Origin of the sequence: Pseudorhodoferax soli, from assembly GCF_003337555.1 — a bacterium.
Lineage (GTDB): Bacteria > Pseudomonadota > Gammaproteobacteria > Burkholderiales > Burkholderiaceae_C > Pseudorhodoferax > Pseudorhodoferax soli.
In genome coordinates this window covers 243,316-260,547 of sequence record NZ_QPJK01000008.1, presented here as the reverse complement: position 1 = coordinate 260,547, position 17,232 = coordinate 243,316, and the positions used below count along the sequence as shown (strand labels likewise).

Genomic DNA, 17,232 nt, shown 5'->3' with positions numbered 1-17,232 from the left:
AGCGCGGCCGGCTCAGCGTGCGTTGATGCAAGTCAACTCGCTGGGCCGGAACAACCGTATTGTGTAGCTGCGGGTTGTCCCCCCTTTACCGACAGACACAAAAGGAAGTTTCATGAAGCTGATTTCACGAGTAGTCCCCCTGATTGCATCTGCGCTTTTGTCCGTGGGGCTGGCCGGTTGCGCCGCTTCTGCAAAGAGCGACGACCATGCACATGCAACGATGGGCGCGAAGGACATGCAGTCCCATTGCGAGATGCACAAGAAGATGATGAGCGGCAAGCCCTCCGCAGAGCAGCAAACCATGATGGAAAAGCACATGTCGTCCATGACGCCGGAGATGCGCCAGCGAATGCAGGCAATGCACGAGCAGTGCAAGTAGGCTCGGGATGACCAGGCAAGTGGCGGCGTCGGCGGGTACCACCGAGAGCGGCCAGCTTTCCTCAGGTGCCTTGGCGCTCGGCGGCATCATCCTGATTGGACTGGGTTTCTACTTCATCTTTATTCGCCCGGCGCTGCTCCCGGAAGACCCTCGCTTCATGGGCACGACGCTGGAGCACATTCGTGTCGCCTTTCCCGGCCTGCTGCTTTGGCTGCCGCGCGTCTTCTGGGTGTTGGGCGGCTACATGGTGTCCACTGGGCTGCTGACTTGCTACTTGGCAAGAACCTGCTTCCGCAGCCGGGCGCCCGGCGCGGCCTGGGTTGCCGCGCTGAGCGCGGTCACCTCTATCGGATTGATGGTCGTCGTGAATTTCCTCATCGACTCTGACTTCAAATGGCTCCTCCTGCTGTTCACGGCACCGTGGCTGGTAGCGCTGGGGCTCTATGTGCGCGGGAAGTAGCGTCTCACCTTTGCGGACATCAAAAATGGGAGATGGGCAGTGTCGCGGCTTCACGTGCTGTGCACTTTGTGGGCATTTCCGGGCCGGCTATTTCCACCAACCCCCCTGCGCTACTACAATTCATCGGTGGTCAGCTTTCGCACGATCTTTCTGTGGCTCATGATGTTTGCGGTGCCTTTTCAAGGCTACGCGGCAGCAGCCATGGCTGTTTGCGCCCCAGGGTCGACCATGTCGATGGAAGCTGTTTCCGCCTCGACGGGCAGTCCCCATGATCATGGGGATGCCTTGTTGGCTTCGGGCCACCACGCAGACGCCCAAGTCGACGCGCATGACCACGGCACCGATGCTGGCCATGACGACGGGGGCCACAAATGTGGCAATTGCGCCCCCTGCCATGCTGTTGGATTAACCCCGGCCGTTGCTGACGTCAAGAACTTTGGCCTTCCTCAGGCCGACCTGGTAGAGCCTCTCTACGCGCTGGCGATCGTCTCGCCCGGCGTTCCTCAAAAACCTCCTCGCGCTTAACGCGTTCGCCGCCCGGCAGCTTGGCTGTCGGCGTCTGAACGCGCATGTATCGCTTGTTGTCGCTCCAGCCTTGTGGCTGCCGACCGCACTTCGTTCATGAACATCGCGAGGAACCCATGTTCAAAAAATCGCCGGCCGCGTGGCTGGCCAGCTTGACCACATTCGTGGCTTTCACGGCAGGCGCGCAGACTGCACCCGTCGTGGACGCTCCCTCGGCGACGCCGAGTTCTCTCTCCTACAACTCGGCGATGGATGGCTACAGAGCCTTCGCTGACGAAAAAGCCATCCCATGGAAGGCCGCCAACGACACCGTCAAAAGCCGTGGTGGATGGCGCGCCTATGCCAAAGAGGCAAGTGGCGAACCCTCTGACACCAAACCGCCTGCAGCGGCAGATCCACACGCCGGGCATGTCATGCCCGCACCCAAGGAGAAGCCATGACGCGCCCGCTGCGTTTGGCGCTCGGCGCCGTTGGCCTTGCGGTTCTGACAGGCTGTGCTTCCCTCGGCATCGACGATGCCGTCAAGCAGACAAACAGCTCCGCGGCGCAGTTCACAGGAGGCAACCTGGAGCTGAGCCGCACCCAGGAACAGCGTGACGCACGCCTTGCGGTCGCCGATGAGCTTCTGGGCAAGCCCCTGACGCAAGATGCCGCAGTGCGCCTCGCCCTGGCGAACAGCCCTGCGTTGCAGGCAATGGTGGCCCAAAGCTGGGCCGAGATCTCCAACGCGAACCAGTCGGGCAACATTCCCAACCCGGTTTTCAGCTTCGAGCGGCTGCGCATTGGAGACGAGCTCGAAATCGGGCGGCTTTTGTCGTTCGGCGTGGTCGACCTGATCCTCCTGCCGCGACGCATGTCCATTGCGCGCAGCCAGGGGATCCAGGCGCAGATTCAACTCACGACCACCGTGGTGGACCAGGTGACTCAGGTTCGCCAAGCCTGGGTGCGCGCCATCGCCGCGCAGCAGTTGCTGCAATACGCCGAGCAAGTCAAGCAGTCAGCCGAGGCCAGTGCTGAGCTGGCGCGGCGGATGCAGCTGATCGGAAACTTCAGCAAGCTGCAGCGAGCGCGCCAGCAGGTGTTTTATGCCGATGCGACGACGCAACTGGCCTCGGCACGTCATGCCGCCACTTCGGCCCGGGAGGAACTTGTCCGCGCGCTGGGTCTGGACGACAGCCAGGCCGCGAAGCTGCAGCTTCCGGAACGTTTGCCCGATCTGCCCAAGGCACCCCGTCCAGCCCAGGACGTTGCCAGCACCGCCGGCGCACAACGCCTGGACGTGCAGCAGGCACGCGCGCAGCTGGAGATGGCAGGCAGGTCGCAAGGCATCAACCAACTTTCCACGTTCATCGACGTGGAAGCTGGCATCCGGCGTGACACCGTCTTCGACAACCAAGAGGGGACGCGCAGCACCGGGCGAGGGTTTGAGCTGGACATCCGGCTGCCCCTGTTCGACTGGGGCTCCGCTCAGCGCGACGCACTGAACGCTCAATCTCTGGTGGCCGCCAACCGCTACGACGCAGCCGTCCGCGGTGCGACCTCTCAGCTGCGCCAGGACTACTCGGCGTATCGCACGACTTACGACATCGCACGCCACTACCGCGACGAAATCGTCCCACTGCGCCAAGCGATGGCCGACGAGAACGTCCTTCGCTACAACGGGATGCTGATCGGTGTCTTCGAGCTCTTGGCCGAGGCACGCGATCAGATCTCGAGCGTGACCAACGCGATCAATGCCCAGCAGCAGTTTTGGTTGGCGGATGCGGCGCTCGTCGCCTCGGTGATCGGCAAACCCTCTGCCATGGTCTCCCCGGCTGCCGGTGGCGCCAGCTCCCAAGCTGCCGCCGCACCGGCCCATTGAGCAAATCTTCAAGAGCTGCACATGAACAACAGACGCAACTTTCTAAGCGGTGCGGGGGCCATCACGGGCGCCATCGCCGCCGCCACGGTGAGCAAGGTAGCGATGGCTGCCTTGCCAGAACCGGTCTTCCAGGGAAAGCCGGACACCATGCCTCCGCTGGCTCCCTCAACGGGCCGTCCTTACAACCCTGTCGTCACGCTCAACGGCTGGACCTTGCCCTGGCGCATGAACAACGGGGTGAAGGAATTCCACTTGGTCGCCGAGCCGGTGGTGCGCGAGATGGCGCCCGGCTTCAAGGCCAACCTCTGGGGCTACAACGGCCAATCGCCCGGCCCGACCATCGAGGTGGTCGAAGGCGACCGGGTGCGCATCTTTGTCACCAACAAGCTGCCCGAGCACACCAGCATCCACTGGCATGGACAACGCCTGCCCAACGGCATGGACGGCGTCACCGGTTTGAACCAGCCGGGTATTCAGCCAGGCAAAACGTTCGTCTACGAGTTCGTCGCGCGTCGGCCCGGCACCTTCATGTACCACCCCCACGCAGACGAGATGGTGCAAATGGCGATGGGCATGATGGGCTTTTGGGTCACGCACCCCAAGGCCGAGCATCCGCTGATCGAAAAGGTGGATCGCGATTTCGTGTTCCTGCTGAATGCCTACGACGTGGAGCCAGGCAGTGCGACACCCAAGATCATGACGATGCTGGACTTCAACCTTTGGTCCTGGAACAGCCGGATCTTCCCCGGTATCGACTCGCTCAACGTTCGGCAAAACGACAAGGTCCGGATCCGTTTCGGCAATCTGACAATGACGAACCATCCGATGCATCTGCATGGGCATGAATTCCTCGTCACTGGCACCGACGGCGGCCCGACGCCGAAGACCTCCAGGCAGTACGAGGTGACCACCGATGTGGCGGTCGGGCAGATGCGGCAGATCGAATTCCTCGCGGACGAGGAAGGCGACTGGGCATTCCATTGCCACAAGAGCCACCACACGATGAACGCCATGGGCCACGACGTGCCCACCATGATCGGCGTCGACCACAAGGACGTCGTCAAGCAAATCACCAAGCTCGTGCCCGACTACATGGTGATGGGCGAGCGCGGCATGGCGGACATGGGTGAGATGGAGATGCCGCTGCCCGACAACACGGCGCGAATGATGTCCGGCGAGGGACCCTTCGGCTCTGTCGAGATGGGCGGCATGTTCAGCGTGCTGAAGGTGCGCAAGGACCAGAAGCGCGGCGACTACTCAAACCCAGGGTGGTTCAAGCACCCACATGGGACCGTTGCCTACGAATTCAACGGTACCTCTGCTGAGCCGCCCCGCGCACGCGACGCGGGCTCAGCCGCGATGCCTGCGCAGAACATGCCGGCCAAAAACATCGAAGTGCAAGTCCGTAAACCAGCAGCCAAAGGCCATGCGGGCCATTGATCCCACGTCTTTTTTCAACAAAGGAAATCACATGAAGATCCAGACCATTCGCTTTGCAGCTGTCGCTGCGATCACCGCCCTTGGCGCTGTTGGTGCTTTGGCTGCCGGTAGTCATGCCGGCGGTCACGACGCCACCGACGCCATCGGCAAGCCCGGTGTGGCCGCCAAGGCAACCCGCACCGTCAAGGTGGACATGACCGACTCGATGCGCTTCACCCCCGCGAGCATCGACGTCAAGCAGAACGAGACCGTGCGCTTCCTCATCACCAACTCGGGAAAGATCAAGCACGAGCTTGTCCTGGGTACCGAGAAGGAGCTCAAGGAGCACTACGAGGTCATGAAGAAGAACCCCGAGATGGAGCACGACGACCCGAACATGGTCACGCTCGCGCCCGGCAAGAGCGGTGAAGTCGTCTGGCAGTTCACCAAGGCCGGAAAGGTCGACTTCGCATGCCTGCAGCCGGGCCACTACGACGCCGGCATGAAGGGCGCGGTCAACGTCGCCAAGTCCGCTGGAAAAAATTCGAAGTAACCCTCTTGGCTCAGCGCGAAGCGCTGGGCCTGCATCCCTCATTCAAAGGAAAAACGCTATGAACAAGTTCCATTTTGCGATCGCGGCTTCGACAGCAGCCCTCGTGATTTCCACGGCTGGTGTGGCCGGAGCGCAGAACACGAGCGCTCCTGCCGCTTCCGCCGCTTCCGCAGAGATGGCCGAGGGCGAAGTGCGCAAGGTTGACAAAGAGAACCAGAAGCTCACTATCAAGCACGGCCCGCTCAAGAACCTCGACATGCCCGGCATGACGATGGTGTTCCAAGTCCAGGACGCGGCAATGCTCGAGAAGGTTCAAGCCGGCGACAAGGTCCGCTTCGTTGCTGAGAAGTTGGATGGGAAATTTACTGTCACCAAGATGGACTCAAGTCGCTGACACCAGTCGCCGGCGAAGCGCCTCCTAGCGGTGCCTCGTCAGTTCGAACCAATTTTTCCCCGCTGAAGGAGCTTCCATGAAGATGAATTTTTTGACACGTCCCCTCTCGGTAATCGCCTTTGCTGGCGCACTGCTTCAACCAGTGGCTTTTGCACAGCCTGCGGCGCAGCACGGTCACCCAACGGCTGGTGCCCCTGGCGCCACCGGCATGCACGGTGGCATGAAGGGCAACATGGACATGAAGTCCATGATGAAGGACATGAACGACAAGATGGCCTCGATGTCCATGAGCGGCAATCCGGACGTCGACTTCGCGATGATGATGCGAATGCACCACCAGGGCGCCATCGACATGGCCCAAGCTGAATTGCAGGCAGGCAAGGACCCCCAGATGCGAAAGATGGCCACAAATGTCATCAAGGCGCAGAAAAAGGAGATTGGCGAACTCGACAAGTTTCTCGCCAAGCACGGTCACTCCGGCGAAGCGATGAAGAAATAGCCTGCTGCCTCTCAGGTAGGTTGTCCTTGGCGCCTCTCGGCGCTTCCTCCCATGCCGCGAAGCTCGCGTGCGTCTTGACCTTCCCACGATGGGAAGGCCAAGACTTACCTCCGAAAGAGGAATCTTATGCAGCCCAGCGACAAACAGAGCCACGACCACGCACATTGCGGGCACGGTGCTACGGCACCGCAGAGCGCCTCAGATGGCGTCTCTGCAAGTGCCTTGGCACCACCTTCTCACGCAGCTACTCCGGACCACGCAGCACCCGGGGGCGAGGCGGGGCGCGCTGTTGATCACGCGGGCCACCACGGTCACGTGACGCGCAGCGCGGCTGACAAAGCTTCTCCTGTAGCGGGGCAGGGGCAGGTCGAATACACCTGCCCCATGCACCCCCAGGTTCGCCAGATGGGCCCGGGCAGTTGCCCGATCTGCGGGATGGCATTGGAGCCTGTGGTGGCAAGCGCCGAGACCGGAGAAAGCCCCGAGCTGCGCGACATGACCAAGCGTTTCTGGGTGGGGCTGGCCCTGACGGTGCCTGTCTTCATCTTGGAGATGGGTGCTCACCTGGTGAACCTGCATGCGCTCATCGCGCCGCAGCTGTCCAACTGGATTCAGTTTGTCCTGGCGACACCGGTGGTGTTGTGGAGCGGCTGGCCATTCTTTGTACGCGCAGCGGCCTCCGTGAAAAACCGCAGCCTCAACATGTTCTCGCTGATCGCCTTGGGGACGGGCATCGCTTGGATTTACAGCATCGTCGGCACCCTCGCGCCGGGCATCTTCCCAGCAGAGTTTCGCGGACCGGAAGGCGCGGTGGCGGTCTACTTCGAAGCAGCCGCCGTGATCACGGTGCTTGTCCTCCTCGGCCAGGTGCTCGAACTGCGGGCCAGGGAAAAAACCTCGGGCGCCATCAAGGCACTCCTCGGGCTGACTCCAAAGACGGCCGTGAAAGTCGGTTCTGGCGGAACGGATGAGACAGTGCAGGTCGAGGCCATTCAAGTCGGCGATCTGCTGCGCGTGCGGCCCGGCGAAAAGGTCCCTGTCGACGGCAAGCTCATCGAGGGGAAGGGCAACGTCGACGAGTCCATGGTGACGGGCGAGCCGGTGCCCGTCGCTAAAGCCATCGACTCCCAGGTCACTGCCGGCACGCTGAACCAGACCGGCGGTTTCGTGATGCGTGCGGAGAAGGTGGGAGCAGACACACTGCTCTCGCAGATCGTCCACATGGTGGCGGCCGCGCAGCGCAGCCGCGCCCCGATTCAGCGCATGGCCGACCAGGTGGCGGGGTGGTTCGTTCCTGTGGTGATCGCTGTCGCCCTGCTCACCTTCGGTGCGTGGTTTATCTGGGGGCCGAGCCCGGCGTTCTCGTACGCGCTGATCGCCGCCGTGGCTGTCCTGATCATCGCGTGCCCCTGCGCCTTGGGCCTCGCCACGCCGATGTCCATCATGGTCGGAGTTGGGCGCGGCGCGCAAAGCGGCGTTCTGATCCGCGATGCAGAGGCGTTGGAGCGCATGGAGAAAGTCGACACCTTGGTGGTCGACAAAACCGGGACTTTGACCGAGGGCCGCCCAAAGGTCGTAAAGGTGCAGCCTTTGAACGGTTTCGAGGCCAACAACGTGCTCCAAAAGCTCGCGAGCGTTGAACGTGCCAGCGAGCATCCCCTCGCGGCGGCAATCGTGGGTGACGCATTGGCGCTCAAGCTCACCCTGTCACCCGTCACCGACTTCGATTCGCCGGTGGGCAAGGGGGTGATCGGCGCGGTGGACGGTGTTCAGGTTGTTTGTGGCAGTGCCAAGTTTCTGGCCGAGCACGCCATCGATGTTGGAGCCGCCGACCAGGAGGCCGAACCCATCCGGGCCAAGGCTGCCACGGTCATCTTCGTCGGCATCGGTGGTCGACTCGCGGGCTTCGTCGGCATTGCCGATCCCATCAAGGCAAGCACAGCCCAGGCCATTGCCAGCCTTCGCAAGAGCAAAATACGCGTGGTCATGCTGACCGGCGACGGCAAGACGACGGCGCAAGCAGTGGCCCGCGAGCTTGGCATCGACGAGGTTGTCGCTGAGGTGCTGCCGGAGGACAAGGCTTCTGTGGTGCAACGCCTGAAAAGCGAGGGGCGCGTTGTGGCGATGGCCGGCGACGGCGTGAACGATGCACCTGCGCTGGCAGCAGCCGATGTCGGCATCGCCATGGGGACGGGAACAGACGTCGCCATGGAAAGTTCGGGCATCACGCTGCTACAAGGCGATCTGATGGGCATTGTGAAGGCACGTCAACTGTCGCAGGCCACCATGAGCAACATTCGACTGAACCTGTGGTTTGCTTTTGGCTACAACGTGCTCGGGATTCCGATCGCGGCTGGCGTGCTGTATCCGTTCTTTGGCATCCTGCTTTCGCCCGTCGTTGCTGCTGCTGCGATGGCGTTTTCGTCGGTCAGTGTGATCGCAAACTCGCTGCGTTTGCGCACGAGCAAGCTTGAGGATTGAAGCGGGGAATTGACGCTCGGTTTTCTTCCGAGACTACGCGGTGAACACCCTTCCAGCGCGCATTGCTCAAGCTACGCGCCTCAGCCTTGCCGTGTGCCTAGCGATGGGGGAGCCGGCTTTGGCTCCCGGTGGCTTTGGGCTCGTCGTCTTCGTTGCCCTCGTGCCAATACCTTCAAGCGATGACCCGCGGGATGCCTCGCGAATGTCTGCTGTAGGGCATCTCGGCGAAGGAACTTGACCTCCGCTTGGGGCCCAATCCAGTCTGTCGAGGAGTTGAGAAGCAGTCGCTGCCGACGGCGGCGACCGATGAAGATGCCCTGCGTTTCGGTGCCAGTCAGCGTCTTGCGGCCCGCGCGGACGAGCCTTTATCGGTGGGGATGCACCACAGATTCCACCCACCTGAAGTTTCACTTGGCACCCCCGCTGGCCTTCGACACGTAGAGCGCCAGCGCCGCAATCTCTGCTTCGGTGAGCTTGTCCTTGTACGAGGGCATCTGGCCCAGCCCGTTGCGCAGCGCCTTCGCCACGCGCGCAGCGTCGGGCTTCAACTCGTCGAGGACCGGGCCGACGGCGCCCTCGGCACCTGCGGCCTGCAAGGTGTGGCACACGGCGCACGACGGGACGACGCCCTGCAGGAAGAGCTTCTTCCCCAGGGCGAGTTGCGCGCTTTCGTCGGCCGCCAGCGCGGGCAGAGCGGGCAGTGCCAGGCCTGCGACGAGCACCGACGCGACTTTCAAGGCATGCACCACGAAGTGCTGGTGGATGGTGTTGCGCATGTTCAGGCCACCGTCACTTTCACGGCGTGGTCGGCCCAGCTCGTGTTGTTGTAGCCGCCGGCGTTTTCCATCCGCTGTTCGGGCTGCACGTTGCCGGCCGTGTCGGTGGCGCGGCTGGCCAGCGTGTGGCTGCCAGCGGGCAGCTTCGCGGCCAGCACGAACTGTCGCCAGGCATAGCGGCCCAGGTCGGGCCCGGTGAGCCGCGCGTCGTTCCAGGTCTTGCCGCCGTCCAGCGACACCTCGACGCGCTTGATGCCGTTCAGCCCGCCGAAGGCCACGCCTTGCACCTGCACCAGGCCGGCCTTGACGCTGGATGCATCAGGCGCCGGCGAGTTGATCCACGACTTGACCGACATCTCCTGCACCGACGGCTGGCTCGGGTCGCCCTTGCCGCCCGGCGGCGAGATGCGGTAGCCGTGCGACATGATCTTCGCCTCGGTTTCCTTGGCCGTGAAGGCCAGGCGCTTGATGTACTTGATGTTGTTCACGCCGGTGTAGCCGGGCACGATCAGGCGCAGCGGCCCGCCGTGGGCCAGCGAGATCGGCACGCCGTTCATCTCCCAGGCCAGCAGCGCGTCGGCCATCGCGGCGGCCGGCACCGAGCGCTCGACGATGATGCTCAGCGGGTCCAGGCCTTCGGGCAGCTTCTCGCCGCCGGTGCCGGTCAGGTAACCGGCGCCCGGCACGACGCCGCCCAGCGCTTCGGCCACCACGCGCACCGGAACGCCGGTCCACATCACGCAACCCGCCGCGCCCACCTGCCAGGGTGTGCCACTGGGCTTGCTGGGGAAGTAGCCGCGACCATTGCCCGAGCACTGCAGCACCATCGCGGTCGTCTCCACGCCCATCGTCTTCAGCTCGCGCAGCGTCAGCGTGCGCGGCGCCTTCACGCCTTCGATGGCCACCTGCCAGGCGTCGCGGTCGGCGACGATGGACGCGTCGGGCGCCGGCAGGTTGTTGCGGATGTAGAGCTGCTCGCCCGGCGTGATGACCCCGCTGCCGAAGGCTGCGCGCTTGGTCTCGATGGTGGTGCTGCTGTGCACGATGACGCTGGCCGGGTCTTTCCACGCCACGTAGGCGGGCAGCGGCTTGGGCGTGGCGCTGGCCACTGGGGTTTCGCCAGCCGCGGCGGCACCGCGCGTGAAAGTGGCCAGGCCGGCCGCGGCCAGGGCGCTGGCGCTGCCGGCCAGCATCTGGCGCCGCGGCAGCGAGTTCAAGGTCTTGTTCATCGGGTCTCCTTGGGGGTCGGTGTGGAATTCGGTGGGGACATGTCGGTGGCTGGACCGAACTGGCTTTGCGCCACGGCCAGGGCCTGCTTCTTCTGCGCCACCAGCACCAGCGGCTTGCCGTCGCGCGAGGTGATGACTTTCCAGTGCACGTTGCCCCACCAGCCGCTGCCCTCCGTCAGTGCCACCGCCTTGTCGAAGGCGAACACGGTGACCATGCCGCCCTTCTCGAAGAAGGTGGTGAGGTGGTAGACGAGGTGGCCGTCGATGTCGCAAGGCCGCATCAGCTGCGGGAAGCCGGGCACCACCTGTTGGCCGGCCAGCCCCAGGTGCTGCAGCAAGGGCGCGCTGGCCATGAAGGTGCCGCGCAGCGTGCGCTCGAAGTATTCGTGTTCGATGGCGCCGCGCACGAGTTCTGGCGGGCGCATGGCCAGCACGGCGCCGGTGCCGCTGCCTGCCAGCAGCAGGCCCAGCACGGCGCGCTGGAAGCTGCGCCGCGCCATTAGCGGCTGCGCCTTGCGGTACAAGTGCGGCGGGGCGTCGATGGGCTCGAAGGCCAGCGCCAGTTCGGCGCGCGTGCGCAAGTCGAACGCGCTGTCGGGCAACTCGGGCGGCCGGAGTTCGCGCTTCATGACGGGGTCTTCCGCAAGGGCGTGACCTGGGCGCCGCCGGGTGCCCGCACTGGCACGCCCATCACCTGCTTCAGCGCGTCGCGCGCGCGAGCCAGGCGCGACAGCACGGTGCCGGGCGCAATCTCCAGCGCCTCGGCCATCTGCGCGGTGGGCATGTCGTCGAAATAGAACAGCACCAGCACCTCGCGGTGGATGGGCGCCAGCCGCGCGAGCGCCTTGACCACGTCCAGCTTGTCGTCCAGCCCGGCGTCGGGGGCGGCCTGCTCGGGCTGCTCGTCGTCGTCCAGCGACTGCATGCCCGGCGCGGCCTGGCGGAAGGCGGCGCGCCGCATGATCTGGAACAGCCAGGCCCGCGCCAAGGCCGCATCGCGCAACTGCTCGCGGTGCTTCCAGGCGTTGGCAAAACAGTCCTGCACCACGTCTTCGGCGATGGCACGCGAGCCTGTCAGCGCCCAGGCGCTGCGCAGCAGGAAGCGGTAATGGTCCCGCACCCATTGGTTGTAGCGGGACTCGGCAGACTGGAACAGCATGGTGATCAAGAGCGGACAGCGCTGCGGTTCATTCCATCGCCATCGTCAGTGCTTACCCTCAGGCTGGGCATCACGGCCCGCGCGTGCCACCCAGCGATGGAAATTCGGCTGCCGAACCCGCGCTAGAGCGCTGCTGCAAGGCCGCCAGCCGCCGCGTCATGCTCTCGATCTCGATGGTCTGGCCGGCGATGATCTCCTCCGCCAGTTGCCGCGTGGCCGGGTCGCGGCCGTGCTGCAGCACCAGCCGCGCCATGTCGACGGCGCCGGCGTGGTGCGGAATCATCATCGCCAGGAAGTCGATGTCGGCCTGGCCCACGAAGCCCGGGCCGTGCATGTCTTGCATCATGCGGGCCATCGAAGCGTCCATCTCGCGCTCGAAGGCACTGACTCCATGTTGGGCGTGTCCGCCCCTCATGCCCTTCATGCCCTTCATGCAGTCTGCCCCTTGGCACCCACGCGCACGTAGACCAGGTTGATGCTCTTCTTGTTGCGCAGCGCTCCGGAAGGCAGGGTCAGGTTGCCCAGCGGAATCTGCGCGATGAAGACCGGCTTCAGCGGGTCGCTGACGTCGAAGGCGCTGCACACTGTCTGGCCGGCGTTGGGCGTGCCGGGCAGTTCGTCCTGCTCGTGGGCGATGTAGAGCAGCGTGTTTTCGGGGTTGGTCCACAGCCCGTGGGCTTCGCGGCCGTGGCTGAAGAAGCTGCCCACCACCTTGCGCTGCCCGCCGGCGGCGCTGCGGTCGATGATGGCGATGGGGCTGGAGGCCACGCCGCCGGGGCCGCCGTCGTCGATGCGCGCCAGGCTGGCGTAAACCACGCTGCCGCGCGCGTTGCTGACGAACTCGACGTGGTTGGGCCGCGCGCCCATGCCCAGCGGCACGCTGTCAATGAGGTCGAAACCGCCCCGCGTCGAGCGAGAAGACAGCGCATCGGCCAGCTTGTGCGAGAACCACACCTCGGCGCCGTCGGGCGTGGTCTTCATGAAGGGCGTGAAGCCGGGCTTGTCCTGCGCACTGATGTCCAGTGTCGTCACGCGCTGCGGCTGGCTGTGGCCATCGGCGCCCGGGTTGACACGGAACACGTCGACCTGCGACACCTTCTGGCTGGCCACGAAGGCCAGCGTGCCTTCGCGGTTGAACCATACCTGGGCCGGGCCGTTGATCGTCGGCAGGAACTGGCGGATGGCCGTCGAACCTGTGTTGTCGGTGCCCTTCAACTGACGCAGGGCGAGTTCGACGTTGACGATGGCGATGCGGTCTTCCCCGCGCAGCGTCACCCAAAGCTCCTTGCCGTTGCGCGTGAAGGTGGGCTCGTGCGGTTCTCGGCCCAGCAGCAGGCCGCTGCTCAGGCGTTCGGGGTTGGTGGTGGGGCCGGCAGCCGGGTTCGGCGTGTTGCCGATGACGCGGCGCTGCTCGGCGTCGATGAGGTAGATGTTGCTCGAGCCGCGCCCGCTGGTGGCCAGCAGGCGGCCGTCGGGAGACGGCACCGCGCCGTGGGCGTCGATGCAGCCGTGGTACAGCGGCTTGTGGATCATCGCCGCGTGCGTGGGCGCCACGCCGGCGGTGACGTAGCGGAACGGCGGCCGCGGGTCTTCGTCGAAGCTGGTCAGGTTGATCGTGCTCTCGACGGTGTTGGTCTTGGGATCGATGACGACGAGCGTGTTGGAGTCTTCGTTGGTGATGAAGACGCGGTCGCGCGGGTCGATGCCGGGGCCAGGCGCTGTCGTGCTGGTGCTTGTGCTGGCGGCCGGTGCCTGGGCTTGTGCTGCGGGCAGCGCGCTGGCTGCCGCGGCGGCCAGCGAGTATTTGAGGATGTCGCGACGTTGGGTGGTCATGGGTGCTTTCTTTGTTCAGTGCAAAGGTGGACTGGGGCCCGTGACGCGCGACCTTGCACCCAACGAAGGGCTGTGTCGGTGCGTCAGGCGCTCGCAGCAAAGAGCGCGCTTCAGGCCAATTCATTCCATGGCGGTGCAAACCGCCTGCGCTGCGGGACTTGCCGTGGCCTTCAGCGCGGTGCGCCCAGCTGTTGGTAGACCTCGGCCGACACCCGCGCCAGCACGCTGCGGTCGGCGTCGGACGACAGCGCATAGCCGAAGGGCCCGTCGACCCAATAGAACACGTTGACGGCGCCTTCCTGCGCGAAGCGGAAGGCGGTGTCAGCGTTCTTCGCACCCGGTTTCGCATCCGGTTTCGCGGCCCCGCCCGAGCCCGCGGCGCTGCCGACGTCGGCCACGTCATTGGACACGTACAGCGTCAGCTTGCTGCCCTGCTGGTTGCGGTACATGAACTGAGCCACCGGCCCCTGGCCACCTGGCAGCAGGCGCCCACCTTCCAGCGTGTAGCCCTGCGCCTGCAGGTGCGGCGGTTTCATCGGCGCGCCCATGCGCTTGGACAGCCAGGCCACGAGCTGGTCTTCGTGCGCGGCGTCCACTTCCACGGGCCGGCGCACATCGGGGCTGTAGACCGCGTGCGCGACGGCGGCACGCTGCGCGAAGCCACCCGCAGACACCAAAGTCAAACCACCTGGGGCCGGTTGCACAGCCGCCATGCGGGCGGCATCGTCACCGGCTGTTCCAGGTCCGACGCCGCGCAGCCCCCAGCCCGTGGCGCCGCTGATGACGGCGATAGCCAGCCCGGCGGCCAAGCGCTGCAGGTACCAAGGCGTCGGCGATACGGCGCGCGGGCGCGCCGACTTCAGCAGGCGTTGCGGCGGCTGCTCGTCCAGCACGGGGTCGAACAGGGCGTGCAGCTCGCGCTTCTGCGCACGGTAGGCCTCGACGCGCTGCGCATCGTCGGGGCGCGCGGCCAGGTAGGCGGCGATCTCGGCCTCACGCTCTGCGGGCAGACGGCCATCGACAAACGCATGCAGCTCGGCCTCGGTGACCGGGGGGGGGGGGGGGGGGGTGGGCGGCGATGGGCGATCGGTACTCATAGGGTGCTTCGCAATGCATTCATTTGACGACCTTCAGCCGCACGGGTTCGGCACGACCTTCCATCAGGCCGCGCAGGCGCTCACGGCCGCGCGACAAGCGCGACATCACCGTGCCGATGGGAATGCCCAGGGCCTGCGCCACGTCGGCATAGGCCATGTCTTCCAGCGCCACCAGCAGCAGCACTTCCTTCTGCTCGACGGGCAGCAGGTCCAGCGCGGCCTGCAGGTCCAGCACCGCCAACCTGTCGCCTTGCGTCGGCATCACCGGCACCTCGGGGGTGTCATCGTCCATGGTCACGGTGTGCAGCCTGGGCCGGCGCACGCCATCGACGTGCAGGTTGTGCATGATGCTGAAGAGCCAGGCGCGCATGTCCGCCACGCTGCCCCACAGGCCCGACTTGGCCCAGGCCCGCTCCAGCGTGTCCTGCACCAGGTCGTCGGCGTCGTCACGGTTGTTCACCAGCGCCCGGGAATAGCGGCGCAAACGCGGCACCCAGCTCAGCAGTTGATGGTCGTCGTTCATCAAGATGTTGACGATGGGGTGAGCCCGCGCGAAGCTGGGTGTGCAGGCGGGTGTACAGGCGTCATTCCTTGATGATGTGCCAGACCTGTTTGAAGTTGTCGCCGCTGCGGTCGCCGGCCTTCTGGTCGGCCTTGTAGGTGTACACCGGCTTGCCCTTGTAGGCCCACTGGCGTGACCCATCGTCGCGAGTGACGATGCTGTAGGCACCCGTGGTCTGGTCGGTGGCGGTGGCCATCATCGGCGGCCACAGCGCGGCGCAGCCGCCGTTGCAGGCGCTCTTGCCGCTGTTCGCCACGTCCTGGTCGAAGGTGTAGAGGGTCATGCCGCCGGGTGTGACGAGTGCGCCGCCAGACAACATGGCGGGCGCCTTGGCAGGCGGCTCGACCATGTTGGCACAGCCGGCAGTGACCAGAAACGTTGCCGCAGATGCGGCGATGGCGAGGGTTTTGAACATGGGAAGCTCCGTGGAGGTGGTGGCGGATTGGGCAGCGTGGGTGAGATGTTGCTCACATCGGGGCAGACGGCACGCTCAGGCCTTTTATTCCGCAGGCGTGAAAAAAAGATGGGGTGTTGGTTGTGCAGGGTGGCGGGCTGCCCCTGCCCTGTGCGTCGAGCGCGGCTCCATGGTCGGAGCCGCGCGGCCTCGTTCTCAGGGTTCGGGCGTCAGGTTTTGGCCGTTCTCGACTGGGCTGATGCCCACGACGTGGCTGACGCTGCGGGTGCGATTGGCGTTGTCGGTGACCCGGGCGGTGATCGTGACCGAACGCTTGCCCGCGGGCATCAGGAGCGATCCGCCCACCACCCAATCGGCCGTCGTCACGACATAGCCGTCAGCGTCCAGCTCGCTGCCGGCAACGTTGAAGATCGGCGCCAGGTTCGAGCCCGCCGGCACCACGTTGCCGTTGGGCTGGCGCAAGGGCACGTCGAAGGTCACGTTCAGACCCGGGAAATTGCGGTTCGTGCCGTTGCTGGGATGCGTGATCGGGTTCTGGATCTGGCTGCCATCCAGGATGGTTCCCAACACCGAGCGGGCCGCCGTGCCTTGGCCGTTTTCGCTGACGCCGATGCCGTGACGCGAGCGGTCCAGCGCCGCCACTTGAATGAAGAACAGCGATGCATTCGCAGGCGGCGTCGGATTGCCGGTTTGCGGCCCGGGTGACACACGCGACGGCACGCGGGGCGCGATCATCGTCACCTCCGGTCCGTCCGCGTCGTCGATGCCGTCATCGAACACATCGATCGGAAGGGGCGTCAGTGCCTGCCCCGATGTGATACCGCCGCGCAGCACCGCCATCGAGACCCTGTCGAAGCCGATGCGACCGGCGGTGTCGACCACGGCGGTGGTGATGTTGAAGCGGCTCGTGTCGAGCGGCAGCGATTCAAGCACGTGCCAGCCCAGCCACAGCGTCACGCCCGCGCCGGGCGTGTCGTCGGTGCCCAGGATGTTGAAGAGGTTCGCCAGGTTGGTGTTCTTCGGGATCACGCCACCGTCGGGCTTGACGAGGTCGGTGTCGAGGAAGACATAGAGGCCCGGAATGTTCGGGTTGACCTGGCCGAGAAGCGCGGTGTTTCTGATGTTGAGCGATTCTTTCGCGGCGATCGGTGTCGCGTCGCGCGTGACGACCTCGATGTTCAACACGAAGCCGGTGCCATTCACGCTGCCTGCGCCAATGCGGCCTTCGCCCGGCACGATCTGCGAATCCGCCAGCGGCGAGACGATGCGTGCGATCGGTGCGAGGTCGCCGCGTGCGCCCATGCCGTCCCGTATCTTGATGATGTTCGGATACGTCAGCGATTCAGCGCCGTCTGCAGCGTGGCCGGGCAGTGAAGCAAGGCCTGCCGCGGCCGCGAGGGCAGCATGCATCAGCACGGCCGAAAGTTTGGAAAGCGGGTGTCGCATGGGGAGCTCCTGGGTGGATGGGTGAGCAGTGCGTCAACCACTTCAATCAGGTCGACGCACGGGCGCTTGCGGGTATTCCGTTGTCAACTGCGGGGAATGAACCCGAACGACGCAGGTGCGCACCGCCCCCGGTCTGGCCCGGTG

At 65.0% G+C, this 17,232-nt stretch carries 19 protein-coding genes; 9 read left to right on the top strand and 10 right to left on the bottom strand.

Annotated elements, in window-relative coordinates:
• Nucleotides 1-112 precede the first annotated feature (112 nt).
• From DES41_RS38000 to DES41_RS26525, 9 genes are all read left to right on the top strand, one after another.
• Nucleotides 113-379: a hypothetical protein gene (locus DES41_RS38000; RefSeq protein ID WP_147282965.1), complete on the top strand. Its 267-nt coding sequence runs from the start codon at nucleotides 113-115 to the stop codon at nucleotides 377-379.
• Nucleotides 380-386: 7 nt separating this feature from the next.
• Entirely contained in the window at nucleotides 387-839 is a 453-nt protein-coding gene (locus tag DES41_RS26560) for a hypothetical protein (protein WP_114470618.1), read from the top strand.
• Between the two features lie 641 nt (nucleotides 840-1,480).
• Nucleotides 1,481-1,804, top strand: a complete 324-nt coding sequence (locus DES41_RS26555; RefSeq protein ID WP_114470616.1) for a hypothetical protein — start codon at nucleotides 1,481-1,483, stop codon at nucleotides 1,802-1,804.
• Nucleotides 1,801-3,225, top strand: coding sequence for a TolC family protein (locus DES41_RS26550; RefSeq protein ID WP_114470615.1), 1,425 nt, complete (start codon nucleotides 1,801-1,803; stop codon nucleotides 3,223-3,225). Before DES41_RS26555 ends, DES41_RS26550 begins: the two co-directional genes overlap by 4 nt.
• 21 nt (nucleotides 3,226-3,246) lie before the next feature.
• A complete protein-coding gene (locus tag DES41_RS26545; RefSeq protein ID WP_114470613.1) occupies nucleotides 3,247-4,665 on the top strand; it encodes a multicopper oxidase family protein in 1,419 nt (472 codons plus the stop codon).
• 31 nt (nucleotides 4,666-4,696) lie between these two features.
• On the top strand, nucleotides 4,697-5,197 hold the full coding sequence (locus DES41_RS26540; RefSeq protein WP_114470611.1) for a cupredoxin domain-containing protein: 501 nt from the start codon (nucleotides 4,697-4,699) through the stop codon (nucleotides 5,195-5,197).
• A 58-nt stretch (nucleotides 5,198-5,255) separates the two neighbouring features.
• Entirely contained in the window at nucleotides 5,256-5,591 is a 336-nt protein-coding gene (locus DES41_RS26535) for a copper-binding protein (RefSeq protein WP_114470609.1), read from the top strand.
• 76 nt (nucleotides 5,592-5,667) lie between these two features.
• On the top strand, nucleotides 5,668-6,090 hold the full coding sequence (locus DES41_RS26530) for a DUF305 domain-containing protein (RefSeq protein WP_245965879.1): 423 nt from the start codon (nucleotides 5,668-5,670) through the stop codon (nucleotides 6,088-6,090).
• A 126-nt stretch (nucleotides 6,091-6,216) separates the two neighbouring features.
• Nucleotides 6,217-8,571, top strand: coding sequence for a copper-transporting P-type ATPase (locus tag DES41_RS26525; RefSeq protein ID WP_425466397.1), 2,355 nt, complete (start codon nucleotides 6,217-6,219; stop codon nucleotides 8,569-8,571).
• Between the two features lie 407 nt (nucleotides 8,572-8,978).
• Here DES41_RS26525 and sorU read toward each other — a convergent pair whose 3' ends face one another.
• The 10 genes from sorU to DES41_RS26475 all read right to left on the bottom strand — a co-directional run bounded on the left by sorU (nucleotide 8,979) and on the right by DES41_RS26475 (nucleotide 17,088).
• Nucleotides 8,979-9,347, bottom strand: coding sequence for a SorU family sulfite dehydrogenase c-type cytochrome subunit (gene sorU / locus DES41_RS26520; RefSeq protein ID WP_004306453.1), 369 nt, complete (start codon nucleotides 9,345-9,347; stop codon nucleotides 8,979-8,981).
• 2 nt (nucleotides 9,348-9,349) lie between these two features.
• Nucleotides 9,350-10,576, bottom strand: coding sequence for a SorT family sulfite dehydrogenase catalytic subunit (gene sorT, locus DES41_RS26515; RefSeq protein WP_004306455.1), 1,227 nt, complete (start codon nucleotides 10,574-10,576; stop codon nucleotides 9,350-9,352).
• On the bottom strand, nucleotides 10,573-11,205 hold the full coding sequence (locus DES41_RS26510) for a hypothetical protein (RefSeq protein ID WP_004306457.1): 633 nt from the start codon (nucleotides 11,203-11,205) through the stop codon (nucleotides 10,573-10,575). Before DES41_RS26510 ends, sorT begins: the two co-directional genes overlap by 4 nt.
• Nucleotides 11,202-11,735, bottom strand: coding sequence for an RNA polymerase sigma factor (locus DES41_RS26505; protein WP_031943585.1), 534 nt, complete (start codon nucleotides 11,733-11,735; stop codon nucleotides 11,202-11,204). Before DES41_RS26505 ends, DES41_RS26510 begins: the two co-directional genes overlap by 4 nt.
• 70 nt (nucleotides 11,736-11,805) lie before the next feature.
• Entirely contained in the window at nucleotides 11,806-12,150 is a 345-nt protein-coding gene (locus DES41_RS26500; RefSeq protein WP_036231484.1) for a DUF305 domain-containing protein, read from the bottom strand.
• A gap of 14 nt (nucleotides 12,151-12,164) precedes the next feature.
• The gene (locus DES41_RS26495; RefSeq protein ID WP_004306463.1) at nucleotides 12,165-13,568 is read right to left on the bottom strand and encodes a YncE family protein; all 1,404 of its coding nucleotides are present in this window, start codon (nucleotides 13,566-13,568) and stop codon (nucleotides 12,165-12,167) included.
• Between the two features lie 170 nt (nucleotides 13,569-13,738).
• Nucleotides 13,739-14,665 (bottom strand): anti-sigma factor family protein, encoded by a 927-nt coding sequence (locus tag DES41_RS26490; RefSeq protein WP_114470606.1) that lies wholly within the window; start codon nucleotides 14,663-14,665, stop codon nucleotides 13,739-13,741.
• A 19-nt stretch (nucleotides 14,666-14,684) separates the two neighbouring features.
• Nucleotides 14,685-15,188: an RNA polymerase sigma factor gene (locus DES41_RS26485; RefSeq protein ID WP_004306467.1), complete on the bottom strand. Its 504-nt coding sequence runs from the start codon at nucleotides 15,186-15,188 to the stop codon at nucleotides 14,685-14,687.
• 61 nt (nucleotides 15,189-15,249) lie between these two features.
• The gene (locus DES41_RS26480; protein ID WP_051021707.1) at nucleotides 15,250-15,576 is read right to left on the bottom strand and encodes a COG4315 family predicted lipoprotein; all 327 of its coding nucleotides are present in this window, start codon (nucleotides 15,574-15,576) and stop codon (nucleotides 15,250-15,252) included.
• 261 nt (nucleotides 15,577-15,837) lie between these two features.
• Complete coding sequence (locus DES41_RS26475; RefSeq protein WP_004306471.1) at nucleotides 15,838-17,088, bottom strand: hypothetical protein; 1,251 nt, start codon at nucleotides 17,086-17,088, stop codon at nucleotides 15,838-15,840.
• Nucleotides 17,089-17,232 lie beyond the last annotated feature (144 nt).